Consider the following 24,101-nt stretch of genomic DNA (forward strand, 5'->3'; position numbering starts at 1 on the left):
CGAGCGCCGCCGCCACGACCCCGATCGCGATCCGGGCGCGCGGGCCCGGGCCGCCCTCGGCGCGGCGCGGCGCGCTCTGGGAGCGCGCCGACTCGCCGGTCGCCGGCTCGGCGCCCGGGCGCCGGGTCTGCTCGTCGACCGCCGGACGCAGCGGCGCGGGCCGCTCGTTGACGGCCGCCGGGACGATCACCGAGACCGGCCGGACCAGGGTGCGCGCGTCGTTGGGGTGCTCCTCGACGAGGGCCGACGGCGAGGCGTCCATGACCTCGAGCCGGGTCGGCGACTGGCGCAGCTCGATCTGGACGTCCTGCAGCTGGCGGCCCAGGACCATCGCGGAGACCGGCCGCTTCTCGATCTCGACCGACATCGCGCGACGCAGGATGTCGACGAGCGACGCCGGCACGTCGGGACGCCGCAGCGGCGTCAGCTGACCGCGCTCGATGCGCGTGATCATCGTGGCGTTGTCGTTGGGGGCGTCGCGGCGCTCGTAGGGCGGGTGGCCGATGAGCAGCGAGTAGAGCGTCGCGGCCAGCGAGTAGACGTCGCTGCGGACGTCGTGGCTGTCGGCGCTCAGCGCCTCCGGCGGCGACCATGGGATCGACAGCGCCTGGCCGCCGGCGCCGGACTCCCCCACCACCGACGCGATGCCGAAGTCGGTGAGCAGCGGGACGCCGAAGGTGCTGGTGAGGATGTTGTGGGGCTTGATGTCGCGGTGCAGGATGCCGGCCCGGTGGGCGGTCTCGACCGCGCTCGCGATCTTGACCCCGATGTCGAGCACCTCGTCGACGGCCAGCGGCTGCGCCCGGTAGCGCTGCGCCACGTGCGGCGGCGGGCAGAACTCCATGACCAGGAAGGCGCGGCCGTCGGAGCTCACCCCGGCCTGGTAGATCGGCACGATCGAGGGGTGGTTGGACAGCTGCGCCATCACATTGGCCTCGGCGCGGAACAGCTCGAGCGAGGCCAGGTCGGTGCCGCTGCGCAGGACCTTGATCGCGACCTGCCGGGTCGGCAGCTCCTGCACGTAGCGGAAGACGTCGGCGAAGCCGCCCTCGCCGACCAGGTCGACGAAGGAGAAGCCGGGGATGTGCGGCGCCGGGCTGCTCATCGGCCCTCCCCCTCGGGTGCGCGGACCAGGGTCGCGGTCAGCCCCTTCGACAGGGTGAGGACGTCGCCGACGGCGATCTCGGTGGCCACACCGCGGTCGAGCTGGACGGGGACGCCGCCGCGCCGGGCCAGCAGGGTGCCGTTGGTGGAGATGTCGGTGACGGTGACCCGCAGACCGTCGGCGGAGATCTCCAGGTGGGTGCCGGAGACGTAGGGGTCGTCGACCGTCACCAGCGCCGGCAGGTTGGCGCTGCCGCCGACCTGCTGGACGCGCGGGCTGCGGCCGATCAGGACGCGGCGGCGGACCGGGACCGTGCGGCCGGTGGAGAGCTGCAGCGCGACCTGGGGGCGCGGCTGAGCGGGCCCGGGGATCTGCGCGGGGATCTGCGCGGGGATCTGCGCCGAGAACGGGGTCGGCGCGGGTGCGGGGTCGGCGCCGCGGGCGGCGCGCAGGGCCTGGAGCTGGGCGGGGGTGATGGTGCGGCCGTCGTGGTCGGGGTCGGCCGCCTCGACCGGCGTCCAGTCCGGGGGCGGGGCGGTCGGCATCGGGGCGGTCGGCATCGGGGCGGTCGGCATCGGGGCGGTCGGCATCGGGGCGGTCGGCATCGGGGCCGCGGGCATCGCCGGAGGGGGCGGCGGCTGCGGGGCCGGCGGGGCGGCCGGGCTGAGGGCCTGGCGGACGGCGGTGTACTCCGGCGCGGGCGGGAACTCCGGCGCCGGCGGCTCGGGGGCGGCCGCGGGAACGGCCGTGACGGCGGGGCACCAGGAGACGCCGGCGCTGCGGACGACCCCGGCGGTCAGCGGGAGCGTGGGCCCGGCGGGCGCCGTACCGAACGGGCCGATCTCGACCACCGCGCCCGGCGCGATCGGCGTGGACGTCTCGCTCCAGGTGGTGGCGTCGCGACCGTCGACGACGAAGGCGCCGACCCGGACGGCATAGGGCCCGCGGACGACGACACGCAGCTCGGCTCCGTCGATCCGGGCCGCGGCGAAGGCGGGCAGGTCGGTGAGCGAGCCACGGGAGAGGACGTCGGCGACGGTGAGCGTCTCGAGGCCACGCCCACCGAGGGCGACGACCTCGGCGAGCCGGTCGGGTCCGGAGACGACGACGCCCTCGTCGGTGACGAGGGTCGCGAGCTCGCCGGCGACGTACGTGGTGGCGGGGGTCGTCATCGGCGCTCCCAGGGCGCGGGGCTGGTGTTCTCGCGCGGCGGCGACCCGGCACCGTCGACCACGTCGACCACGACGACGGTGACGTTGTCGTGGCCGCCCGCGGCGACGGCCGCGTCGACGAGGGTGAGCACGGTGCGGTCGGCGGGCATCCCCTCGGACAGGATGTGCAGGATCGCGGTGTCGGACAGCTCGGTCGTCAGCCCGTCGGAGCACAGCAGCAGCCGGGAGCCGGGCTCGGCGGGCACCAGCGAGAAGTCGGCCTGGGACGCCGTCAGCGCGCCGATCGCGCGGGTGATGACGTGCCGCTCGGGGTGGCCGAGGGCTTCCTCGCGGGTGAGCCGGCCGGCGTCGATGAGCTCCTGGACGACGGAGTGGTCCTTGGAGATCTGCTCCAGCCGGCCGTCGGTGTGGAGGTAGGCGCGGGAGTCGCCGATGTTGGCCAGCAGCCAGTAGCCGCGGCCGTCCTCGAGCACGTGCGCCGCGGCGACCAGCGTCGAGCCGGGCGCGGTCGTGAACTCGGCGGCCAGCGCGCCCACCCGCTGCTGCGCGGCGGCGATGGCGGCCTCGACGTCACCGGGCTGGACGTCGGCGAGCGCGACCAGCGGCTCGAAGGACTCCGCGACCAGCCGGCTCGCGACGTCACCGCGCGCATAGCCGCCCATGCCGTCGGCGACGAGGAAGACCGGGGGCGCGACCAGGGAGGAGTCCTCGTTGACCTCGCGGACGCGTCCGGGATGGCTGCCGGCGGCGTACGAGAGCCGCGTCGCGCTGTCCGCCGACGTCCACGTCTCCGCACCTGTCGCGTTGACCCGCACCGTCGTCCCCCCGAGACCACCCCATGTGCCGCCCTCCGGAGCCGGTGGCACGCTCGCGCGCAGCCTATAACGGCCCTCCCCCGTCCACCGAGCCCTCGCCAATCCGCGCGGCCCGAGGCGCGGGCATAGGCTCGTCCCCATGACCCAGAAGCCCGAGATCGACTTCGTCGACCCCACCCCGCCCACCGACCTCGTCATCACCGACCTCACCGTCGGCGACGGCGCCGAGGCCGCCGCCGGCAGCACCGTGTCCGTCCACTACGTCGGCGTGGCCCTGTCCAGCGGCGAGGAGTTCGACGCGTCCTACAACCGCGGCACCCCGCTGCAGTTCCGCCTCGGCATCGGCCAGGTCATCCAGGGCTGGGACACCGGCGTGCAGGGCATGAAGGTCGGCGGCCGCCGCCAGCTCGTCATCCCGCCACACCTCGGCTACGGCGACCGTGGCGCCGGCGGCGTCATCAAGCCGGGCGAGACGCTGATCTTCGTGGTGGACCTGCTCGACGTGAAGTGAGCCGCCGAGCTCACGTGAGGTGAGCCGGTCACCGCGGTGGCGCCGAGCGACGCGCTCGGCCTCCATCACCAGGGCAGGTTGTCCGGGACGTCCTCATCCGACACCCGGGCGGCCTGCCCGGCCAGCTCGACCACGTCCCCGACGACGAGCTGGCGACCACGGCGGGTCTCGACCTCGCCGTTGACGCGCACCAGCCCGTCGGCGATCACCGGCTTGGCCTCCGCGCCGGACTCGACGAGGTTGGCGAGCTTGAGGAACTGGCCGAGCCGGATCGACTCGTCGCGGATCGGGACGTCCATCAGCTCGGGCACGGCGTCAGCCTAGTCAGCGCCGTCGTACCGGACGAATCGGTCGCGGACGGGGCCGGGGGACGACGATTTCGTCCGGTACGACGCCGACCCCGCGCCCGGACGAGCCGCCCGAAGCTCAGCCGATCGCGACCGACACCGTGTGGATGAGGACGCCGACCAGGCCGCCCACGATGGTGCCGTTGATCCGGATGAACTGCAGGTCGCGGCCGACGTGCAGCTCGATGCGCCGCGCGGCCTCCTTGCCGTCCCACCGCTCGATCGTGTGGGTGATGACCGCGGTGAGCTCGGCGCCGTAGCGCTCGACGGTGAAGACGGCGGCGTCCGCCGCGAGCTTGTCGAGCCGCTCGCGCAGTGCCGCGTCGGAGCGCAGCCGGGCGGAGGCGGCCTCGACCTCGACCAGCAGCCGACGGCGTACGGCGCCCGCGGGGTCGCCGAGCGACGACAGCAGCGCCTTGCGCAGCGCCTTCCACAGCGAGACCGCGCTCGCGATGACGGCCGGGTGGTCGAGGATGCGGTCCTTGAGCCGCTCCGCCCGCGCCTGGGTGTCGGGGTTGGCGAGCAGGTCGTCGGCGAGCTGGCCGAGCATCGAGTCGAGCGCACGGCGGGCCCGGTGGTCGGGGTTGCCGCGGATCTCGGCGAGCCAGCGGACCATCTCCAGGTGCAGCCGGTTGATGACATAGCTGTTGACCGAGTCCGGCGCCCACCACGGCGCCCGCTCCCCCAGCACCTCGTGCACCGTCTCGGGGTTGGCGAGCAGCCAGGCGTGCATCTCCTCGAGCATCAGGTCGACCAGCCCGTGGTGCAGGTCGTCGCGGATCGCCTCCGACAGCAGGCCCCCGAGCAGCGGCGCGATCGGCTCCTCCCGGAACCGCGGCACCAGCGCCTCGGTCACCAGCGCCTCGATGTGGTCGTCGCGGACCTTGCCGAGCGCCAGCGCGGCGAGCTCGGCGCCCTCGGTGACCACCCGCTCCGCATTCGCCGGTACGGCGAGCCAGGCGCCCACCCGCGCCGCGATCTGCACGCCGAGGACCCGCTCGCGGATGATGTCCTCCTGCAGGAAGTTCTCCCCCACGAACTGCTCGAGGCCCTTGCCCAGGTCGTCCTTGCGCTTCGGCACCAGCGCCGTGTGCGGGATCGGCAGGCCGAGGGGGTGCTTGAAGAGCGCGGTGACGGCGAACCAGTCCGCGATCGCGCCCACCATCGACGCCTCGGCGCCCGCGTTGACGAAGCCCCACGCGCCCTCCCCACCCAGGGTGAGGACGTAGACGGCGGCGGCGAGCAGGAGCAGGGAGACCGCGACGGTCCGCATCCGCCGCAGCGCGCTGCGTCGTACCGCGTCGGCGGTGGGGTCGGAGGGGATGAGGGGCCCGGACACGCGCCCATCCTTGCGCACCAGGAGAGGCCCCGGGTCCGTCGGACCCGGGGCCTTCCTGTCGTGTCGCGAAACCCCCCAGCCACCGCCACAACGCTCCAGCCGGCCCCGAGGTCGTCCTGGTGTCGTTTCAACGACGGTCGGCCTCGGAGGTTCCGGTTAACCGTGCCGTGTTGTCACGGCAACCCGGTGGGCGCTCAAGCGGCGCGGCGGCGCGGGACGAAGCCGGCGAGGATCACGCCGAGGAAGGCGGCGACCGCGCCGGCCACGAAGCAGATCCCGAACGCCCGCTCGCTGGGCAGCTCGTGGCCGCCGAGGGTGATCGTCGAGGCGGTCAGGATCGCGGCCATGACGGCCGAGGAGACGCTGGTGCCGATGGAGCGCATCAGGCCGTTGATGCCGACGCCGGACCCGGCCTCGGTCAGCGGGACCGACTCGAGGATCAGGGTGGGCATGGCGGCGTAGCCGATGCCGACGCCGGCGGAGGTGACGCAGTTGGCGACCATCAGCTCCCACGGCGCGTCGGTGAGGAAGAACGCCAGAACGTAGCCCAGGCCGAGCACGGTGCCGCCGACCATGAGCGTCGTCCGGGCGCCGAGGACGCGGATCATCCGGCCGGAGACCGGCGAGAACGCCATCATCACCAGGCCGCCGGGCGCCATCCACAGACCCGTGTGCAGCAGGCTCTGGCCGAGGCCGTAGCCGGTGATCTCCGGCGACTGCAGCAGCCGCGGCATCACGATCGCCTGCGCCATCATGCCGAAGCCGATCGCGACGGCGGCGACATTGGTGAGCAGGACCGGACGGCGGGCGGTGACCCGCAGGTCGCAGAGCGGGTCGGCGACGCGCAGCTCGTAGCTGCCCCACGCGACCAGGACCAGGACGCCGGCGAGGAGCAGGCCGATGGTGCGGCCGTGACCCCAGCCCCACTCGTTGCCCTTCGAGACCGCGACCAGGACGGCGACCAGGCCGAGCGCGAGGCCGAGCGCGCCGACGACGTCGAAGCGACCGGGTACGGCGTCGCGCACGTGCGGCACGAGGACGACCACCGCGAGCGCGACCAGGACGGCGAGCGCGCTGGCGACCCAGAACAGCGCATGCCAGCTGAGGTCCTGCACGATCCAGGCCGAGAGCGGCAGGCCGACGGCCCCGCCGACGCCGAGCGTGGCGCTCATCGCGGCCATCGCGGTCGCGGTCAGCTGCGGCGGGGTCACCTCCCGCATCAGCGCGATGCCGACCGGGATGAAGCCCATCGCGAAGCCCTGGAGCAGGCGGCCGGCGAGCATCGGGACCAGGCTGCTGCTGAGCGCGCAGACCAGCGAGCCGATCACCAGCGTGGCCGCGCTGACCGCGAGCACCCGCTGCTTGCCGAAGAGGTCGCCGAGGCGCCCCGAGATGGGCATCGCGACGGCGCCGGCGACGAGGGTCGCGGTGACGACCCACGAGGCGTTGGCCTCGGTGGTGTGGAGCAGGCCGCTGAGCTCGCCCTGGATCGGGATCACCATGGTCTGGGTGAGCGCGGCGACGAGGCCGCCGAAGCACAGGACGGCGACGGTCAGCAGCGGCGAGCCGCCGCCCGTCGTACCGGCCGCGGGGCCGGCGGGGGCCGGGGAGGTCGTGGTCACGAGCACTGAGTCAACGGCGTTGACCTGGGAGTGTCAACACCGTTGACCGAAACCGCCGATGCCCTACGGTTGCGGTGTGACCAAGACCTCCCCCGCCCCGGACCAGCTGCGGCCCGCCGGCCGGGCGACCCGCGCCGCCATCGAGGCGGCCGCGCGCGTGCTGTTCGCCGACCGCGGCTTCGAGGGCGCCTCGGTCCGCGCCATCGCCGCGGAGGCCGGGGTCGACCCCGCGCTGGTGATCCGGCACTTCGGCTCCAAGGAGGCGCTCTTCCTGCGCACCGTCGACACCTCGCTCGGCATCGGCTCGGTGATCGAAGGCCCCCTCGAGACCGTCGGCCGCCGGCTCGTCGCCTACTTCCTCGACCCCGCCCTGCCCGGCCTCCGCAAGCGCTTCGTCGCGCTGGCCCAGGCCGCCCACCACGACCAGGTCCGCGAGGAGATGGTCCGCCACACCGCCGAGACCTACGTCGCCCCCCTCGTCCCGCGACTCACCGGCGAGCACCGCGAGCTGCGGGCCGCTCTCGCCGTCGCCCAGCTCGCCGGCCTGCTCAACCTGCTCTTCGTGCAGGAGGACCCGATCGTCAGCGGCGCCGACCCCGAGACCGTCATCGCCATCTACGGCGACGCCATCCAGCGGCTGCTCACGCCCGAGTCCGCCGCCTGATGTCCCCCGCCCGTGCCTGGCACGGCCTCACCGCCGTCGTCACCCTCGCCGCCCTCGGCCTCCAGCTCTGGCTGGTCGTCGACGGCGCCGCCGTGCTCGCCGACGACGACCCGCCCTCGCTCGGCATCCGGCTCGCGCGGTTCGTCGCCTACTTCACCATCCAGAGCAACCTGCTCGTCGTCGTCGCCGCCGTCCTGCTCACCCGCGACCCGCTCCGCGACGGCCCCGCCTTCCGCGCCCTGCGGCTGGCCGGAACGGTCGGCATCACCGTCACCGGCCTCGTCCACTTCCTCCTGCTCCGCCCCCTGCTCGATCTGCACGGCGCGAGCTGGGTCGCCGACAAGATGCTGCACATGGCGGTGCCGCTGATCGCGGTGATCGGCTGGCTCGCATTCGGACCCCGGCCGCGGGTCGACGGCCGCGCGATCGCCGTCGCCTTCGCCTGGCCGGTCGCCTGGCTCGCGGTCACGCTCGTCGTCGCGGGCGCGACGCGGTGGGTGCCCTATCCGTTCCTCGACTTCCGCGAGGAGGGCTGGGCGCACGTGATCGTGGTGTGCGTCGCGATCACCGCGCTGTTCGCGGCGCTGATCGGCGGCTACCGGTGGGCGGACCGGCGGCTCGCTGCCTCTCGACAGCCGGAGCCCGTCGCGGCACCCTGATCGCGTGACCACGCTCTACGAGCAGGCCGGCGGCTTCGACGCGCTGCTCGACCTGTGCCGCCGCTGGCACGACCTGTGCCTCGCCGACGACGTCGCCGCACACCCGTTCGAGCACGGGATGCATCCCCGTCACGACGAGCGGCTGGCGGCCTATCTCGCCGAGGCGCTCGGCGGCCCGCCGCTCTACACCGCCGGGTACGGCGACGAGTCGTCGATGCAGCGCCTCCATGCCGGCCACGGCGAGCATGCCGAGCTCGACGAGGCGTGCCTCGAGCTGTTCGACCAGGCGCTGGCCGACGTCGGCATCGACCGGCACACGGCGGTGTCGATCTCGGCGTACTTCCGGCGGGCGACGCAGCGGATGACCGCCTACGCCGACAGCGCCGACCAGGTGCCGGACGGGCTGCGGTTCAACCACGCCTGAGGACGTCGACCGCGGCGAGCTTCGCGGGCGCGCGCAGCATGTCGACGCGGGTGGCGCGGTCGCCGACCACGGTCAGCACGACGAGGAGGATGAGCTCACCGTCGGCACGCATCGCGATCGCCGGCGCGCCGTTGGCCTCGACCAGGTCGACCTCGACCTGGCCGTCGTACTTGGCGACGAGGCCGGCGATGAAGCGCGCGACCCGGTCGGCGCCGTGGACCGGACGGCGGGCCGAGCTGACCACGCCGCCGCCGTCGGCGGTGAGGACGACGTCGGGGTCGAGGGTGGCGATCAGCGCGTCGAGGTCGCCACCGGCCGCGGCGGCGAGGAAGCGGCCGAGGACGGCGTCGTGGGCGGTGCGGTCGACCTGGTAGCGCGGGGACTGCGCGGCCAGGTGCGTCCGCGCCCGGGAGGCGAGCTGGCGGACGGCGGCGGGCGTGCGGCCGACGACGGCCGCGACCTCGGCGAAGCCCATGCCGAAGACGTCGTGCAGCACCCACGCGGTCCGCTCGGCGGGCGACAGCGACTCCAGGACGACGGCCAGCGCATAGCTGACCGTCTCGTCGAGGGTCACCCGGTCGGCCGGGTCGCCCGGCTCACCCGCGGCGGCGACGTAGGGCTCGGGCAGCCATGGGCCGACGTACGTCTCGCGGCGCACGCGCGCCGAGCGCAGCACGTCGGTCGCGGCCCGCGCGACGGCGACGGTCAGCCAGCCGGCCAGGTCGCGGATCGGCTCGCGGGCGTCGGCCTCGACCAGGCGGGGCCAGCAGTCGGCGACGACGTCCTCGGCGTCGGCGCGCGAGCCGAGGATCGCGTAGGCGACGCGGACCATCCGCGGACGCAGCGCGTCGTAGTCGTCGGCGAGGGCCTGCACCCTCTTCACGGGATCACACACGGGCGAGCCATTCGTCGAAGGTCTCGACGCCCATCGTCGCACCGCGGCCCGGCAGCAGGCCACCGGCCTTGACCTGGCGGCCCACCCTGCCCGCCATCGGGATCGGTACGACGAGCCGGCGCGGCCCGCGCGTGCGCACCACCCGCCGGACCATCTGGTCCATCGGCTCCGGCCGCGGCCCGCCGAGATCGGGCAGCAGCCCGGCCGGATCGCCGAGCGCCGTGGCGACCAGCGCGGCGGCCACCTCGCGGGCGGCGATCGGCTGCGTGCGCATCCGGGGTGCCATCGCGAACGGCCGCGGGCTGCGCTCGACCAGCTGCCCGGCGAACTCGTGGAACTGCGTCGCCCGCAGCACCGACCACGGCACCGGACCGGCGGCGACGAGCTCCTCCTGGCGGCGCTTGCCGAGGTAGTAGGGCAGGTCGACCACGTCGCAGCCGACGATCGACAGCGCCACGTGATGACGGACGCCGGCCGCGGCGCCCGCTGCGAGCAGGTGCGAGGTCGCCGCCTCGAAGAAGGCGATCGACGCAGGCCCGCTCATCGTCGTCACGTTGCTCGCGTCGATGACCGCGTCGACGCCGTCGAGCGCGGCCGCCAGGCCGTCGCCGGTGGTGAGGTCGACGCCGTGCGAGCGAGAGACGACGACCGGGCTCGCACCCGCGAGCCGCACCTCCTCGACCGTCATCGCGCCGACCAGTCCCGTTCCGCCTGCCACGGCGATCACCTTGCTCATGACAGGAGGACGAGACGGGTCGGCGGAGTGTGACATCGGGCCGCTAGGCGGCGTCTCCGCGCGCCTCGAGCGCCGCGGTGAGCAGGGCGACCAGGGCCTCGGTCTGCAGGTCGATGGCGCCGCCCTCGACCTCCTCGCCGGCTCCGTCGAGCGCCCGGGCGGCGAGCCCGGCCTTCTTGTCGATGAGCTCGGCGATGCGGGTGTCGAGGGTCTGGGTCGCGATGACGCGCCACGCGGTGACCGGCTCGGCCTGACCGATCCGGTGGACCCGGTCGATCGCCTGGGTCTGCTCGGCGTCGGTCCAGGACAGCTCGGCGAGCACCAGGTTGGACGCGACCTGGAGGTTGAGGCCGACGCCCGCCGCGGTGAGCGAGCAGACGGCCACCTGGACGTCGGGATCGTTGACGAAGGCGTCGATCTCGCGCTGGCGCGTGGTCGAGGACTGGTCGCCGCGCACCGAGCTGTAGCGGATCCCGCGCTCGGCGAACGTCTTCTCGGCCTGGTCCATGACGTCGATGTGCTTGGCGAAGAAGACGACCTTGCCGACGTTGCGCGCGAGCTGCGCGGTGTAGTCGGCGGCGAGGCCGGCCTTGGCCTGGCCGATGCGGCGCATCATCTCGAAGACGTTCTCGCCGGTCTTGGTCGAGGTGTCCTCGCGCTCCCAGCCGGCCACCTGGCGGACCAGGCGGTGGTCGATGCCCTCGACCACGGCGCCGGTACGGCGGGTGGCGATCGCGGCGTCGTAGCGCTCGGTCATGCGGCGGGCGAGCTCGCGCTCGGCCTTGCGGATCGAGCGGCCGGCCTCGCCCTCGAGCTCGACCGGCATGTCGGCGATCCGGCGGGCCGGGATGTCGGCGGCGACGTCGATCTTGCGGCGCCGGACGATGCCCTGGTCGATGACGGCGCGGCGCGCGGCCGGGTAGAAGGCCGGGTCGGCCGGGGTCAGCCCGGTCTCCTCCAGCGCCTCCATCAGGTCGCCCTGCGGGACCACGTCGTCGATCCAGCCGAGGAACTGCCAGATCGCGCGGAAGTCCTCGATGTCGTTGATCAGCGGGGTGCCGGTCAGCGCCATCATCAGCGGGCGGGCGATCCGCGCCCGGATCCGCTCGGAGATCTCCAGGACGTTCTGGGAGCGCTGCGAGGACTTGTTCTTGATGTAGTGGGCCTCGTCGACGATCATCCCGCGGAAGCCGTGGGTGCCGAGCCAGCCGACGTGGCGGTCGAGGATCTCGTAGTTGACGACGAAGACGTCGGCGAAGCCGTCGGCGTCCATGCCGTCGCCGTGCAGGACGGTCGCCTTGCGGTGCGGCGTCCAGATCTCGACCTCGCGCGCCCAGTTGGTCTTCACGACGTTGGGGACGACGGCGAGCAGCGGGAAGGCGCCCGCCGCCTCGGCCGCGAGCAGCGCCTGGGCGGTCTTGCCGAGGCCGGGCTCGTCGGCGAGCAGGTAGGTGCGGTGGCCCGAGGCGGCCGAGGCGACGAGCTGGGCCTGGTGGGGCATCAGCTCACGGCCGATCGGGTCGTGGCGACCGGTGAGCGAGGTGAGCTGGTCGGCGTCCGGCAGCTTCATGCAGGCCGGCGCGTCGGGCGCGGCCCGCTCGAAGGAGCGGAACAGCGGCTCGAGCAGCTCCCACCCGGCCAGCCGCCGCGGACGGACCTTGGTGCGGGCGTGGGCGAAGTCGGGCGCGAGGAACGGATTGGCCAGCTGGCGCGCCTGGACCGACAGCGGGATGACCCGCTTGTCGAGGAGCGCGGCGGCCTCCGGGTCCTCGACCACGGGCTCCGGCTCGGGCTCCGGCTCGTCGACGCCGGCCTTGCGCAGCAGCTCGCGGCGCATCGCTTTGGCGGACTCGGAGATCTCGGCCTTCTCGTCGAGGAGGGTGAACAGGGTGCTGTCGCGCGCCGCGGTCTGCGCCAGGATCGTCGCGATCCCGTCGAGCCGCTTCAGCTCCTCGCCGCGCCGGCTCTCGGAGAGCGTGGTGTCGCTCTTGACCCGAGCCCGCTCCTCACGCGCCAGCAGCGCGACGACCTGGAACTTCGCGCGCACCTCCGGCATCGCCGAGCGCCGCGCGACCGCCGCTTCCACCTCGCGCACCGCCCGCGCGAGCTGAGGGATGATGCCCTCCTCATTGCGACGCGCCCGCGCCGCCCCGGAGCCACGACGCTGCTGCGTCGCCCCCCGCTGGCCTCCACGACCCACAGGTGTCCTTCCGATGGGGAGCCGAACGGGCCGACTCCTCAGGGTTCGCCGGCGGCTCGCGCTGCTGCGGGAGTGCGCCGATCACGTGTTCCATCACCGCCGGCGTCGAAGAACGACGACACGCGGTGGTGCGTCCAGACTAGCGCACCCCGCTCGCCGCCGGGTGCGGCATCACCCTCTCGGGCCTTCGAGGATCGCGGCGAGGCGGGCGAGGTCCTTCGTCGTCGCCCGCCGCATCGCCGCGCTCATGACCGGCGCGGCCACCCCCGCGAAGCCCTTCGGGCTGCCGGTGTTGGCGAGCGTCATCCGGGTGCCGCCGCCGGGCGCGTCGGCCCAGGTGTAGGTCGTGCGCATCGGGAACGGGCCGTCGGCAGTCGCCATCACCAGCCGCTCGCCCTCGACCAGCTCGACGACCTCGTAGGTGTAGGACAGCCGCCGACCGAGGAAGTGGGCCACGAAGTCGATCCGCGAGCCGACGCGCACCGGCGGCTCGGTGCGCCAGTCGACCGAGCGAATGTTGGCGTACCAGCGCGGCGCGTTCGTCGGGTCGCCGGCGAAGGCGGCGACCTCCGCGCGCGGCCGGGCGATCACCCGCTCGACTGTGACGTCGACGTCCACCGCCGCCGCCTCAGACCAGCGCCAGCGGCGTGCGGCCGCTGTAGGCCGCCAGCCGGGTCAGCGCGTCGTCGTCGGCGCCCGGCATCACCTCGTCGGCGAAGGCCCGGCCACGGGCGCCGGGGACGACCCGCTCGGCGAGGACGGCGACGTAGTCGACGAGCGGGTCGCTCACCGTGAGCGTCGCGCCGGTGGCCTGCGCGAGGTCCCAGGCGTGCAGCAGCAGCTCGATCGGCACGATGCCGGCCAGGACGGCGGCCGGCGCCTCGCCCACCTGACTGGTCGCGACGCCGTCGAGACCGCGGCGGCGCCACGCCTCGAGGACCTCGGCGGCGAGCGTGGAGACGACGTCCTCGAGGCGGTCGAGGTCGGTGGCGGGCCTGCTCAGCTCGACGCCGGCCATCGCGCCGAAGGAGACCAGCGAGCCGAGCAGGTGGTCGGCCAGCTCGGCGACGGTGAAGTCGGCGCACGGGGTCGGGCGGGTCGCGTCGGCGGGGCCGATCTGGCGCAGCACCTGCTGCACGACGGCGAGCGCGGCCTCGCCGGCGACGATCTCGTCGATCGGGTCGGGCGCGGCGGCCCAGGCGTCGGGACCGGCGTCGCCCGCGGCGGCGGCGAGCTCGAGCCGGCCGAGGAAGTGGTCCCAGCCCTCGGCGTGGCTGACCTCCTGCTCCGCCGTCAGGCCGTCGTGGACCAGCGTGACCGCGGAGCCGTCGGCGACCGGCTCGATGGTGATCGTGACCGTGCCGAGCGCGCCGTCGTCGCCGGGCATCTGGTCCCAGCCCCAGTCGAGGACGACGCGGCGGCCCGGCTCGACCTCGACGACCGTGCCGGCGGCGACCTTGCCGGGCGTGACGGTCCAGCGCCAGTCGCCGCCCGCGCGCAGGTCGATGCGCGCGGTGACGCCCATCCACCGGCGCAGCCGCTCGGGCCGGGTGACCAGGGCGAAGGCGTCGTCGGGTGAGACGGGCAGGGTGACGGTCTTGGTGTAGGTCATGGCTTCTCCTGGTGCTCGGTGGGACGCTGGAGCTCGTCGGCATCGGCGACGAGCAGGTCGAGCTCGGTGGTCCAGAACAGGTCGATCTGGGCCTGCAGCTGCCGCAGCCCACCGGGGTCGACGCGGTAGATGCGCTGCCGGCCGGCCTTCTCGGCCGTGACCAGCCCGGCCTCGGCCAGGACCAGCAGGTGCTGGCTGATCGCGGACCGGGTGACCGGGAACTGCTCGGCCAGCTCGCCGACGCTCATCGGACCGGCCGCGAGCAGCTGCAGCAGGCGGCGCCGGTTGGGCTCCGCCGCGGCGCTGAACGGGTCGGTCATGGCGAATACGTTAGGCATCACTAACGCGTTAGTCAACACTCACGCATCGGCCACCTGGCGGGAGCACCGCCCGCGCCGGCGAGAACACGTTCTAGAGTCCCCCCGTGGGTACCTACGCAGTCACCGGCTCCGCCTCCGGCATGGGCGCGGCCGTCGTCCAGCAGCTTCGCGCCGACGGGCACACCGTCATCACGGTCGACATCAAGGAGGCCGACGTCGTCGCCGACCTGGCGACCGCGGGTGGTCGCCGCGCCGCGGCACAGGAGGTCCTCGACCGGGCCGCCGTCCTCGACGGGGCGGTGCTCGCCGCCGGCCTCGGCCCGGCGCCGGGCCGCGACCGCGCGCGCCTGATCGCGGAGGTCAACTTCCTCGGGGCGGTCGAGCTGCTCGAAGCCTGGCGCCCGGCGCTCGCCGCGGCCGACAAGGCGAAGGTCGTCGTCTTCTCCAGCAACTCCACGACGACGATGCCGATGGTGCCGCGCCGCGCCGTCCGGGCGCTCCTCGAGCGCGACGTCCCCAAGGCCCTCAAGACCCTGCGACTGTTCGGGAAGATGGCGCCCTCGTTCGCCTACGGCGCCAGCAAGATCGCCATCAGCCAGTGGGTACGGCGCGAGGCGGTCACCCGCGAGTGGGCGGGCGCCGGCATCCGGCTCAACGCCATCGCACCCGGCGCGATCCTCACTCCCCTCCTCGAGCAGCAGCTCGCGACGCCCGCCGAGGCCAAGCGGATCAAGGCGTTCCCGGTCCCGATCGGCGGCTTCGGCGACGCCGGACAGCTCGCGCGGTGGGTGGTGTTCATGCTGTCGGACGCCGCGGACTTCCTGTGCGGCAGCGTCCTGTTCGTCGACGGCGGCTCGGACGCGTGGTTCCGCGCCGAGGACTGGCCGCGGCCCGTCCCGGCCCGCCGGATCGGGTCGTACCTCGCGCAGATGAAGGCCTACCGGGCGATCCCCTAGGCACCGGCGGGCGCGACGAATGCACGGCGCGCGCCGCCGCCGTGTGACCCAGATTGCAACTAGTTGCATAGCGTCGTGATCCGGGGCATGCTCCTGCCATGGCCCTGGAGCACGCGATCCTCGTGTCCCTGCGCGAGCGCGCGGCGTCCGGATCGGACCTGACCCGGCGCTTCGACGCCTCGATCGGCTACTTCTGGACCGCGACGCACCAGCAGATCTACCGGGTCCTGGGGCGGATGGAGGTCGACGGCTGGATCACCGCCGAGGTGGTGCCGCAGGCCGACCGCCCCGCCAAGAAGGTGTACGCCGTGACCGACGCCGGCCGCGCCGAGCTGCGGCGGTGGATCGCCGAGCCGACCACGCCCGACCCGGTCCGCAGCACGCTCGGCGTGAAGATGCGCGGCGCGTCGTACGGCGACCGCGCCGCGCTGCTCGACGACCTGCGCACCCAGCTCGACGAGCACACCAAGCGGCTCTCGCTCTACGAGTTCCTGGCCGCGCGCGACTTCCCCGACCCCGACGTCCTCGACGACGCCGACCTCGACATCTACCTCGTGCTGCGGGGCGGACTCCTCATGGAGGAGTTCTGGATCCGCTGGCTGACCGAGTACCTCGCCGCCCACACCCGCACCGACCGCACCGACCGCACCGACTGCACCGACCGCACCCACGCCAAGGAGCTCCCCCGATGACGACGTCCTACCCCCTGCTCACCAGCCCCACGGTCATCGGCGGCCTCGCGCTGCAGTCGCGGGCCGTGATGGGCTCGATGCACACCGGGCTCGAGGACCGTCCGTGGCACATCGACGAGCTGGCGGCGTACTTCGCCGAGCGCGCCCGCGGCGGCGTCGGCCTGATCGTGACCGGCGGCTACTCCCCCAACGTCCGCGGCTGGCTGCTGCCGTTCGGCTCGCAGATGACGACCCGGCTCAACGCGCACCGCCACCGGCGGGTCACCGAGGCGGTCCACGCGGACGGCGGCCGGATCGCGCTGCAGCTGCTGCACGCGGGCCGCTACGGCTACACGCCGTTCAGCGTCTCGGCGAGCGCCACCAAGTCGCCGATCACGCCGTTCAAGGCCTCCGCGCTGTCGGGCAGGGCCGTCGAGCGGACCATCGACGACTTCGTCGCGAGCGCCCGGCTGGCGAAGAAGGCCGGCTACGACGGCGTCGAGATCATGGGCTCCGAGGGCTACCTGATCAACCAGTTCCTCGCGGCGCGCACCAACCGCCGTACCGACAAGTGGGGCGGCTCCGCCGAGAACCGGATGCGCTTCCCGGTCGAGATCGTGCGCCGGATCCGCCAGGAGCTGCCCGACTTCTTCGTGATGTACCGGATGTCGCTGCTCGACCTGGTCCCCGACGGCCAGACGTGGGACGAGACCGTCGACCTCGCCCACCGCATCGAGGAGGCCGGCGCGAGCGTCATCAACACCGGCATCGGCTGGCACGAGGCGCGCGTCCCCACGATCGTCACCAGCGTCCCGCGCGGCGCGTGGGTCGACAGCACCCTGCGGATCAAGCAGGAGCTGGGCATCCCGGTCTGCGCGAGCAACCGGATCAACACCCCCGACGTCGCCGAGGCGGTGCTCGCGCAGGGCGTCGACCTGGTCTCGATGGCGCGCCCGTTCCTCGCCGACGCCGACCTGGTCGCGAAGGCACGGGACGGCCGCGCCGACGAGATCAACACGTGCATCGGCTGCAACCAGGCCTGCCTCGACCACACCTTCCAGGCCAAGCGCGCCTCCTGCCTGGTCAACCCGCGCGCCTGCCACGAGACCACGCTCGTCCTCAGCCCGACCCGGCACGCCCGGCACGTCGCCGTCGTCGGCGGCGGGCCGGCCGGCCTGGCGACCGCGGTCAGCGCGGCCGAGCGCGGCCACGACGTCACGCTCTTCGAGGCCGCCGACGAGCTCGGCGGCCAGTTCCGGCTGGCGATGCAGATCCCCGGCAAGGAGGAGTTCGCCGAGACGCTGCGCTACTACCGGCGCCGGATGGAGGTCCTCGGCGTCAACGTCAAGCTCGCCACCCGTGCGACCCCCGACCTCCTCAGCGGGTACGACGAGGTGGTCGTCGCGACCGGCGTCGAGCCGCGCACGCCGCGGATCCCCGGCATCGACCACGCCAAGGTGGTCTCCTACCCCGACGCGATCACCGGCCGGGTGGCCGTCGGCGCGAAGGTCGCGGTGATGGGTGCGGGCGGCATCGGGTTCGACGTCACCGAGCTGCTGGCGTCGGTCGCTCCGCTCCCCGCCGGCTCCGCCAGGACCCACACCCCCGAGACGGTCGCGGAGTGGAAGGCGCACTGGGGCGTCGCCGACCCGGCCGTCGTCCGCGGCGGCGTCACCGACAAGGCGCCGCGCACGCCGCGGCGCGAGGTCTGGCTGCTGCAGCGCAAGGAGTCCGCGCAGGGCAAGGGGCTCGGCAAGACGTCGGGCTGGGTGCACCGCGCGGTCGTGAAGGACCTCGGCGTCCACCAGCTCAGCGGCGTCACCTACGACAAGGTCGACGACGCCGGCCTGCACATCACCATCGACGGCGCCCGGCAGGTGCTGGACGTCGACCACGTCGTGGTGTGCGCCGGGCAGGAGTCGGTCCGCGGGCTCTACGACGAGCTGCTCGCGTCGTCGTACGCCGGGCGAGTGCACCTGATCGGCGGCGCCGACGTCGCCGCCGAGCTCGACGCCAAGCGTGCGATCAAGCAGGGCACCGAGCTGGCGGCGACGCTGTGACCCGCCCCGGCAGCAGCGGTTTCCGAGCCGCTGTCGAGGCGGGAGACGTGCCCGCAATGCGGGCGTGGCTGGCGGACGACGTGGTCTTTCGCAGTCCCGTCGCCCACAAGCCCTACGCCGGCAAGGCGATCACCGGCGCGATCCTCGCCCACGTGGTCGAGGTGTTCGAGGACTTCCGCTATGTCCGAGAGCTCGCCGACGACGACGGCCATGCGTTGGTCTTCGAGGCCAAGGTCTCGGGCCTCCAGCTCACGGGCTGCGACTTCCTCGTGCTCGACGGCGACGGACTCATCACCGACTTCATGGTGATGGTGCGCCCGCTCAAGGGCGCGCAGGCCCTCGCCGAGGCGATGAGCGCGCGGTTCGAGCGGATCGTCGCCATGGCGAGCGAGGCGTCCGCGTAGGGCGCCGTCGGGCTACAGCCGGGGGTCGTCGACATCCGTCGGGGACACGTCCCCGCGCCAACCGCCGGTCTGGGCGCCCCTGGCCTCGATGAAGTCCTTGAAGCGGTCGAGGTCGCCCGCCGTACGGCGGTCGATGATCTTCAGCGCGTCGCCGATCTTCTCGACGGCGCCCTCCGGCTCGAGCTCCATCCGCAGCGTCACGCGGGTGGACCGGCCGGACTCGACCGGTGCGAAGGACACGGTGCCGGCGTTCTTGGTGCCGTCGAGCGCGCGCCAGGTGATCCGCTCGTCGGGCGTCTGGTCGACGATCTCGGCGTCCCACTCCCGCCGTACTCCGGCGATCTCGGCACGCCAGTGCAGTCTCTTGTCGTCGAGCTGCCGCACCTCCTCGACGCCCTCCATGAATCGGGGGAAGGACTCGAACTGCGTCCACTGGTCGTAGGCCGTCCGGACCGGTACGTCCACGGTGACGGTCTTCTCGATCGTGCTCATGCTCAGCTCCTCTCGTCGGTCGCCCCCGCAGTACCCGACGACTCGGTCTGAAACCCGGCGACCTGGTCACAGTGCCGGTCGTACCGGACGTTGTGGTCGTCGTATCCACCGATTCGCGACCAGTTCGTCCGGTACGACCGCGGAGCCGCCTGGCACGGTGCCCGTGCGTCGCTCGCACGCAGGTCCGCGCCGTTGTCCCCGCGGACCCGTAGGGTGCCCGCATGGGGATCGAGTTCCGCGACGTCGGCAAGACCTACCCCGACGGCACCGTCGCCGTCACGGGCTTCTCCTGCACGGTCCCGTCCCACCGCACGCTCGCGCTGGTCGGCACGTCCGGGTCGGGCAAGACCACGCTGATGCGGATGATCAACCGGATGGTCGAGCCGACCGCCGGCACGGTGCTCATCGACGGGCAGGACGTGCACGCCCTCGAGAAGGTCGCGCTGCGCCGATCCATCGGCTACGTCCCGCAGGCCGGCGGGCTGCTCCCCCATCGGCGGGTGGTCGACAACGTCGCGACGGTCCCCCTCCTCAACGGCACGGCCAAGCGCGCCGCGCGCACGGCCGCGCTCGAGCTGCTCGAGCTGGTCGGGCTCGACCCGGCGCTCGGCAAGCGGCATCCGGCGCAGCTGTCCGGCGGCCAGCAGCAGCGGGTGGCCGTCGCACGGGCGCTCGCGGCCGACCCCAACATCCTGCTCATGGACGAGCCGTTCGGCGCCGTCGACCCGATCGTGCGCCGCGACCTGCAGGACCAGCTGCTCGCGATCCAGGCCGAGCTCGGCAAGACGATCGTGCTGGTCACCCACGACGTCGACGAGGCGTTCAAGCTCGGCGACGAGGTCGTCCTCCTCCGCACCGGCGGCATCGTCGCCCAGACCGGCACGCCCCAGCAGATCCTGGCCGAGCCGGCCGACGACTTCGTCCGCGACTTCGTCGGCGCCGGCCGCGCGGAGCGCACGCTGTCGGTCCGGGACGTCGCCGGGCGCACGATCGTCGTCGACGGCGACGGGCGCCCCGTCGGAGTGCTGTCGTGACCTGGCTCGACCTCAACCGCTCCTATGCGGTCGACATGCTGGTGCAGCACGTCCGGCTCGCGGTGCCGGCGATCGCGATCAGCGTGCTGGTCGCGGTCGTGCTCGGGCGGGTGGCGTGGCGCTGGCCGAAGGTCGGTACGGCGGTGCTCGGCGGCGCCAGTCTGCTCTACTCGGTGCCCGCGCTGCCCCTGCTCATCGTGATCCCGGTCGTGCTCGGCATCCCGCTCCGCTCCGGCCTCACCCTCATCGTCGCGCTGGCTGTCTACGGCACCGCACTCCTCGCCGGCACCGCCGCCGACGCCTTCCGCTCGGTCGACCCGCGGGTGCGCGAGGCGGCCGAGGCGATGGGCTTCTCGTCGATGGGGCTGTTCTGGAAGGTCGACCTGCCGCTCGCCGTACCGGTCCTGCTGTCGGGGGTCCGGGTGATCACGGTCAGCACGGTCAGCCTGGTCACCATCGGCGCCCTGGTGGGCATCCCGAGCCTCGGCAACCTGCTCACCGACGGCTTCCAGCGCGGCATCCGCGAGGAGATCCTCACCGGGCTGATCGGCACCATGCTCCTCGCCATCGTCCTCGACGCGCTGCTCGTCGCGACCGGCGCGGTGCTCACGCCCTGGCGCCGCACCGCGGAGGCGACCGGATGAGCCTCTTCGGCGACGCGATCGGCTGGATCCTCGACGGCGCCCACTGGGGCGGTCCGAGCGGCATCGACACGCGGATCCTGCAGCACCTGGCGGTCACCTTCGCCGCGGTCGGCATCGCCGCCGTCCTGGCGATCCCGCTGGGCGTCCTGATCGGCCACACCGGACGCGGCCGGCTGGTCGTCGTCGCGCTGGCCGGCGCGGTCCGCGCGGTGCCCACCCTCGGCCTGCTCACCCTGCTCGGGCTGGCGCTCGGCATCGGCATCGAGGCCCCGCTGCTGGCGCTGGTCGCGCTCGGCTTCCCGTCGCTGCTCGCCGGCGCCTATGCCGGCGTCGAGGCCGCCGACGCCGGCGCGGTCGACGCCGCCCGCGCGGTCGGGATGAGCGAGTGGCAGATCGTCACCCGGGTCGAGATCCCGCTCGGCGCCGACGTCCTGCTCGGCGGGATCCGCGCCGCGACGCTGCAGATCGTGGCGACCGCCACCCTGGCGGCGTACATCTCCGACACCGGTCTCGGCCGCTACCTCTTCGCCGGCCTCAAGTCCCGCGACTACGCCCAGATGCTCGCCGGCGCCCTCCTCGTGGCGGCGCTGGCGCTCGTGCTCGACCTCACCCTGGCTGCGCTCCAACGCGCCAGCCGACCCACTCAAGGAAAGGTTCCGTCATGAATCCCACCCGCATCGGACTCACGCTGATCGCTGCCGCCGCCCTCAGCCTCACCGCGTGCGGAGGAGACTCCGACCCGCTGAGCTCGGGTGACAAGGGCGGCGACACCATCGTGATCGGCTCGCAGGCCTACTACTCCAACGAGATCATCGCCGAGACCTACGCCCAGGCCCTCGAGGCCGGCGGCTTCAAGGTCGACCGGCAGTTCCAGATCGGCCAGCGCGAGGCCTACCTGCCGGACATCGAGAACGGCTCGATCGACCTCTTCCCCGAGTACACCGGTCCGCTGCTCCAGGTCTGGAAGCCCGACACCACGGCCCGTCTCGACGAGGACGTCTACCAGGAGCTGGTGCCCGCCGCCGAGGCGAAGGGGCTGCACGTGCTCGACGAGTCCCCTGCCACCGACCAGGACTCGTACGTCGTCACCCGGGCCTTCGCCGACAAGTACGGCCTGAAGACGATCGACGACCTGGCCAAGGTCACCGAGCCGATGACCTTCGGCGCCAACTCCGAGGCGGAGAGCCGCCCCAACGGGCCGAAGGGGCTGAAGAAGACCTACGGCGTCGACGTGAAGTTCACGCCGATCGAGGACAGCGGCGGCCCGCTCACCGTCAAGGCGCTCAAGGACAACACCATCCAGCTGGCGATCATCTACACCGGCGACCCGTCGATCAAGAAGAACGACCTGGTCACCCTCGAGGACACCAAGGGCCTCTTCCTCGCCTCGCACGTCGTCCCCGTCGCCAGCAAGGACGTCGACGACAAGGCCGCCGGCATCATCAACAAGGTGAGCGCCGCGATGTCGCCCGACGACCTGGTCGAGCTCGACTCCCGCAGCGTCGACGAGAAGCTGCCCGCCTCGACGATCGCCAAGGACTGGCTGAAGAAGGAGGGCCTCGTCTCGTGATCGGCGTGACCGGCGCGACGGGAGGGCTCGGGGGACGCGTCGCCCGGGCCCTCGCGGAGCGCGGCGTCGCGCAGCGGCTCGTCGTACGCGACGCGTCCCGCGCGCCGCAGCTGCCCGGCGCCACCGTCGCGGTCGCCGACTACGACGACCGCGACGCCGCCGTCGCCGCGCTCGACGGCGTGCGGACCCTGCTCATGGTGTCCGCCGCCGAGACCGCCGAGCGGCGCGCGGAGCACCTCGCGTTCGTCGCGGCCGCGGCGGAGGCGGAGGTCGCGCACGTCGTCTACACGTCCTTCTACGGCGCCGCGCCCGACGCGACGTTCACCCTCGCCCGTGACCACTGGGCGACCGAGGAGGCGCTGCGCGCCTCGGGGATGGCGTTCACCTTCCTGCGCGACTGCTTCTACCTCGACTTCATCCCCCACCTGGTCGGCGACGACGGCGTCATCCGCGGCCCTGCCGGCGACGGCCGGGTCGCCGCCGTCACCCGCGACGACATCGCGGCCGCCGCGGTCGCGGTGCTGCTCGACCCCGCGCCGCACGCCGGGCTGACCTACGACCTGACCGGGCCCGAGGCACTCACCTTCACCGAGATCGCCGCGATCCTCACCCTCCACACCGGCCGCACCGTGACCTACCACGACGAGACCGTCGAGGAGGCCTACGCCTCGCGGCTGCGGTGGGAGGCGCCGCCGTGGCAGTACGACGCCTGGGTCTCCACCTACACCGCGATCGCCCACGGCGAGATGGCCGGCGTGACCGACCACGTCGAACGGCTCACCGGCCGCCCGCCCACCGGGCTGACGGCCTACCTCGAGGAGAACCCGACATGACCGCCGTGGCGCTGGTGTTCGCGGGGCTCGCCGCCCTGCTGCACCTCTACATCTGGGTGATGGAGTCGCTGACCTGGACCAGCCCGCGCACCCGCGCGACCTTCGGCACCAGCCAGGCCGAGGCCGAGGCGACCAAGGAGCTCGCCTTCAACCAGGGCTTTTACAACCTCTTCCTCGCCGTCGTCACCGCGGCCGGCATCGTCGGCGTCGCAGCGGCCGACGACGACCGGGTCGGCGCGACCCTCGTCTTCACCGGCGCCGGCTCGATGGTCGCCGCCGGGCTGGTGCTGCTGCTGTCGTCGCCCGACAAGGCGCGCGCCGCGATCACCCAGCTGGCGTTCCCGGCGGTCGCGGTGGTGCTGCTCGCGATCGCGCTCTAGACGATCGCGCCGACCGCGAATGCCGATGGAGCCGCGACCGCTGACCACCGATCCGCCGACCACTTGTCTTTGTATGACTTCGAATGCACCATAGTGGACCAACCGATCTTGTCCATCTCGGAGGTGGTCGGGCGTGGTCACATCTAATGTCGAAGTTCGTTTTCCTGGTCGTCGTCTCGCTGCTCGGCTGAGTGCTTTGGGTGCCGTCCTGGCATTCACGCTAGTGAGCGCCCCGGTCACAGCGCCGAGCCAAGCCGAACCGACGATTCCAACGGTCGGTTACCCCGGATCAGTCACCGTGCGAATGACCTATGTCGGGGTGAGCCTGACTTATGAGGCCAACGCGACGGGATGGGCACGGACAGGTACTACGTGCATTGACTGGAAGCTGTTCTACGGCAAGAGCAGCGGCCCAAACGGAACGACGGAGTGGACGCAGGTGAAGTCGGGACGCAAGTGCGGCACCGGATCATTCGAGACGGGGCAGTTTTGGCACTTGTCCGAATGTCGGAACGTATGATCGGGGGGCCAAGATGACAGCCACTGCGACGGGGCCAGGCGGCTCCGACACCGACTCGAAGACGGTCTCCTTCCATTGACGTCTCCGCCATTCGTCAAGCCTGTTCACGACCAGGT

26 protein-coding genes and 1 pseudogene are annotated in these 24,101 nt (G+C 73.0%); 14 read left to right on the plus strand and 13 right to left on the minus strand.

What is annotated here, in order from left to right; all coding sequences use genetic code 11:
* The 3 genes and pseudogenes from AB4880_RS14170 to AB4880_RS14180 all read right to left on the minus strand — a co-directional run.
* Nucleotides 1–1,105: pseudogene (locus tag AB4880_RS14170) on the minus strand (serine/threonine-protein kinase); the annotation flags it as partial.
* Nucleotides 1,102–2,277 carry an FHA domain-containing protein gene (locus tag AB4880_RS14175; RefSeq protein WP_367919859.1) on the minus strand — a complete coding sequence of 392 codons (1,176 nt, stop codon included), beginning with the start codon at nt 2,275–2,277 and terminating at the stop codon, nt 1,102–1,104. The gene AB4880_RS14175 and the pseudogene AB4880_RS14170, both read right to left, overlap by 4 nt.
* Nucleotides 2,274–3,092 (minus strand): PP2C family protein-serine/threonine phosphatase, encoded by an 819-nt coding sequence (locus AB4880_RS14180; protein WP_367919860.1) that lies wholly within the window; start codon nt 3,090–3,092, stop codon nt 2,274–2,276. The genes AB4880_RS14175 and AB4880_RS14180 overlap by 4 nt, the downstream gene beginning before the upstream one ends.
* A gap of 139 nt (nt 3,093–3,231) precedes the next feature.
* On the opposite strand from AB4880_RS14180, the gene AB4880_RS14185 reads away from it, so the two are divergent.
* On the plus strand, nt 3,232–3,603 hold the full coding sequence (locus AB4880_RS14185; RefSeq protein WP_367919861.1) for an FKBP-type peptidyl-prolyl cis-trans isomerase: 372 nt from the start codon (nt 3,232–3,234) through the stop codon (nt 3,601–3,603).
* A 65-nt stretch (nt 3,604–3,668) separates the two neighbouring features.
* On the opposite strand, the gene AB4880_RS14190 is transcribed toward AB4880_RS14185, so the two are convergent.
* From AB4880_RS14190 to AB4880_RS14200, 3 genes are all read right to left on the minus strand, one after another.
* Nucleotides 3,669–3,902 carry an RNA-binding S4 domain-containing protein gene (locus AB4880_RS14190; protein ID WP_367919991.1) on the minus strand — a complete coding sequence of 78 codons (234 nt, stop codon included), beginning with the start codon at nt 3,900–3,902 and terminating at the stop codon, nt 3,669–3,671.
* 127 nt (nt 3,903–4,029) lie between these two features.
* Nucleotides 4,030–5,289, minus strand: a complete 1,260-nt coding sequence (locus AB4880_RS14195) for a DUF445 domain-containing protein (RefSeq protein ID WP_367919862.1) — start codon at nt 5,287–5,289, stop codon at nt 4,030–4,032.
* A gap of 194 nt (nt 5,290–5,483) precedes the next feature.
* Entirely contained in the window at nt 5,484–6,911 is a 1,428-nt protein-coding gene (locus AB4880_RS14200; RefSeq protein ID WP_367919863.1) for an MFS transporter, read from the minus strand.
* 76 nt (nt 6,912–6,987) lie between these two features.
* On the opposite strand from AB4880_RS14200, the gene AB4880_RS14205 reads away from it, so the two are divergent.
* Genes AB4880_RS14205 through AB4880_RS14215 form a run of 3 tightly spaced genes read left to right on the plus strand, consistent with a single transcriptional unit; the run spans nt 6,988 to nt 8,658 of the window.
* Nucleotides 6,988–7,575: a TetR/AcrR family transcriptional regulator gene (locus AB4880_RS14205; RefSeq protein ID WP_367919864.1), complete on the plus strand. Its 588-nt coding sequence runs from the start codon at nt 6,988–6,990 to the stop codon at nt 7,573–7,575.
* On the plus strand, nt 7,575–8,234 hold the full coding sequence (locus tag AB4880_RS14210; RefSeq protein WP_367919865.1) for a Pr6Pr family membrane protein: 660 nt from the start codon (nt 7,575–7,577) through the stop codon (nt 8,232–8,234). The genes AB4880_RS14205 and AB4880_RS14210 overlap by 1 nt, the downstream gene beginning before the upstream one ends.
* Before the next feature lie 4 nt (nt 8,235–8,238).
* Nucleotides 8,239–8,658 (plus strand): globin domain-containing protein, encoded by a 420-nt coding sequence (locus tag AB4880_RS14215; RefSeq protein WP_367919866.1) that lies wholly within the window; start codon nt 8,239–8,241, stop codon nt 8,656–8,658.
* On the opposite strand, the gene sigJ is transcribed toward AB4880_RS14215, so the two are convergent.
* The 6 genes from sigJ to AB4880_RS14245 all read right to left on the minus strand — a co-directional run bounded on the left by sigJ (nt 8,645) and on the right by AB4880_RS14245 (nt 14,421).
* Nucleotides 8,645–9,541: an RNA polymerase sigma factor SigJ gene (sigJ, locus tag AB4880_RS14220; RefSeq protein WP_367919867.1), complete on the minus strand. Its 897-nt coding sequence runs from the start codon at nt 9,539–9,541 to the stop codon at nt 8,645–8,647. The two genes, AB4880_RS14215 and sigJ, sit on opposite strands and share 14 nt — an antisense overlap.
* Nucleotides 9,542–9,545: 4 nt before the next feature.
* On the minus strand, nt 9,546–10,289 hold the full coding sequence (locus tag AB4880_RS14225) for an SDR family oxidoreductase (RefSeq protein ID WP_367919868.1): 744 nt from the start codon (nt 10,287–10,289) through the stop codon (nt 9,546–9,548).
* A 43-nt stretch (nt 10,290–10,332) separates the two neighbouring features.
* Nucleotides 10,333–12,489, minus strand: a complete 2,157-nt coding sequence (locus AB4880_RS14230) for a DEAD/DEAH box helicase (RefSeq protein WP_367919869.1) — start codon at nt 12,487–12,489, stop codon at nt 10,333–10,335.
* 171 nt (nt 12,490–12,660) lie between these two features.
* On the minus strand, nt 12,661–13,107 hold the full coding sequence (locus tag AB4880_RS14235; RefSeq protein ID WP_367919870.1) for an SRPBCC family protein: 447 nt from the start codon (nt 13,105–13,107) through the stop codon (nt 12,661–12,663).
* 10 nt (nt 13,108–13,117) lie between these two features.
* Nucleotides 13,118–14,101 carry a TIGR03086 family metal-binding protein gene (locus AB4880_RS14240; RefSeq protein WP_367919871.1) on the minus strand — a complete coding sequence of 328 codons (984 nt, stop codon included), beginning with the start codon at nt 14,099–14,101 and terminating at the stop codon, nt 13,118–13,120.
* Nucleotides 14,098–14,421, minus strand: a complete 324-nt coding sequence (locus AB4880_RS14245; protein WP_367919872.1) for an ArsR/SmtB family transcription factor — start codon at nt 14,419–14,421, stop codon at nt 14,098–14,100. Before AB4880_RS14245 ends, AB4880_RS14240 begins: the two co-directional genes overlap by 4 nt.
* A 104-nt stretch (nt 14,422–14,525) precedes the next feature.
* Between AB4880_RS14245 and AB4880_RS14250 the strand changes: the two genes are divergently transcribed.
* The 4 genes from AB4880_RS14250 to AB4880_RS14265 all read left to right on the plus strand — a co-directional run bounded on the left by AB4880_RS14250 (nt 14,526) and on the right by AB4880_RS14265 (nt 18,512).
* Complete coding sequence (locus AB4880_RS14250; protein ID WP_367919873.1) at nt 14,526–15,377, plus strand: SDR family oxidoreductase; 852 nt, start codon at nt 14,526–14,528, stop codon at nt 15,375–15,377.
* Nucleotides 15,378–15,475: 98 nt separating this feature from the next.
* Nucleotides 15,476–16,069: a PadR family transcriptional regulator gene (locus tag AB4880_RS14255; RefSeq protein ID WP_367919874.1), complete on the plus strand. Its 594-nt coding sequence runs from the start codon at nt 15,476–15,478 to the stop codon at nt 16,067–16,069.
* A complete protein-coding gene (locus AB4880_RS14260) occupies nt 16,066–18,108 on the plus strand; it encodes an FAD-dependent oxidoreductase (protein ID WP_367919875.1) in 2,043 nt (680 codons plus the stop codon). The genes AB4880_RS14255 and AB4880_RS14260 overlap by 4 nt, the downstream gene beginning before the upstream one ends.
* Complete coding sequence (locus AB4880_RS14265; protein WP_367919876.1) at nt 18,105–18,512, plus strand: nuclear transport factor 2 family protein; 408 nt, start codon at nt 18,105–18,107, stop codon at nt 18,510–18,512. The genes AB4880_RS14260 and AB4880_RS14265 overlap by 4 nt, the downstream gene beginning before the upstream one ends.
* Nucleotides 18,513–18,524: 12 nt before the next feature.
* On the opposite strand, the gene AB4880_RS14270 is transcribed toward AB4880_RS14265, so the two are convergent.
* The gene (locus AB4880_RS14270) at nt 18,525–19,004 is read right to left on the minus strand and encodes an SRPBCC family protein (protein ID WP_367919877.1); all 480 of its coding nucleotides are present in this window, start codon (nt 19,002–19,004) and stop codon (nt 18,525–18,527) included.
* 221 nt (nt 19,005–19,225) lie between these two features.
* Between AB4880_RS14270 and AB4880_RS14275 the strand changes: the two genes are divergently transcribed.
* Genes AB4880_RS14275 through AB4880_RS14300 form a run of 6 tightly spaced genes read left to right on the plus strand, consistent with a single transcriptional unit; the run spans nt 19,226 to nt 23,465 of the window.
* Nucleotides 19,226–20,038, plus strand: a complete 813-nt coding sequence (locus AB4880_RS14275) for an ABC transporter ATP-binding protein (protein WP_367919878.1) — start codon at nt 19,226–19,228, stop codon at nt 20,036–20,038.
* Nucleotides 20,035–20,682 carry an ABC transporter permease gene (locus AB4880_RS14280; protein ID WP_367919879.1) on the plus strand — a complete coding sequence of 216 codons (648 nt, stop codon included), beginning with the start codon at nt 20,035–20,037 and terminating at the stop codon, nt 20,680–20,682. Before AB4880_RS14275 ends, AB4880_RS14280 begins: the two co-directional genes overlap by 4 nt.
* Nucleotides 20,679–21,347, plus strand: a complete 669-nt coding sequence (locus AB4880_RS14285; protein WP_367919880.1) for an ABC transporter permease — start codon at nt 20,679–20,681, stop codon at nt 21,345–21,347. Before AB4880_RS14280 ends, AB4880_RS14285 begins: the two co-directional genes overlap by 4 nt.
* On the plus strand, nt 21,344–22,252 hold the full coding sequence (locus AB4880_RS14290) for an ABC transporter substrate-binding protein (RefSeq protein WP_367919881.1): 909 nt from the start codon (nt 21,344–21,346) through the stop codon (nt 22,250–22,252). Before AB4880_RS14285 ends, AB4880_RS14290 begins: the two co-directional genes overlap by 4 nt.
* A complete protein-coding gene (locus AB4880_RS14295) occupies nt 22,249–23,085 on the plus strand; it encodes an SDR family oxidoreductase (protein ID WP_367919882.1) in 837 nt (278 codons plus the stop codon). Before AB4880_RS14290 ends, AB4880_RS14295 begins: the two co-directional genes overlap by 4 nt.
* On the plus strand, nt 23,082–23,465 hold the full coding sequence (locus AB4880_RS14300) for a DUF1304 domain-containing protein (RefSeq protein ID WP_367919883.1): 384 nt from the start codon (nt 23,082–23,084) through the stop codon (nt 23,463–23,465). The genes AB4880_RS14295 and AB4880_RS14300 overlap by 4 nt, the downstream gene beginning before the upstream one ends.
* Nucleotides 23,466–24,101: the final 636 nt, after the last annotated feature.

It is taken from the genome of Nocardioides ginsengisoli (assembly GCF_039537225.1).
In the GTDB taxonomy this organism is placed as follows: Bacteria; Actinomycetota; Actinomycetes; order Propionibacteriales; family Nocardioidaceae; genus Nocardioides; species Nocardioides ginsengisoli.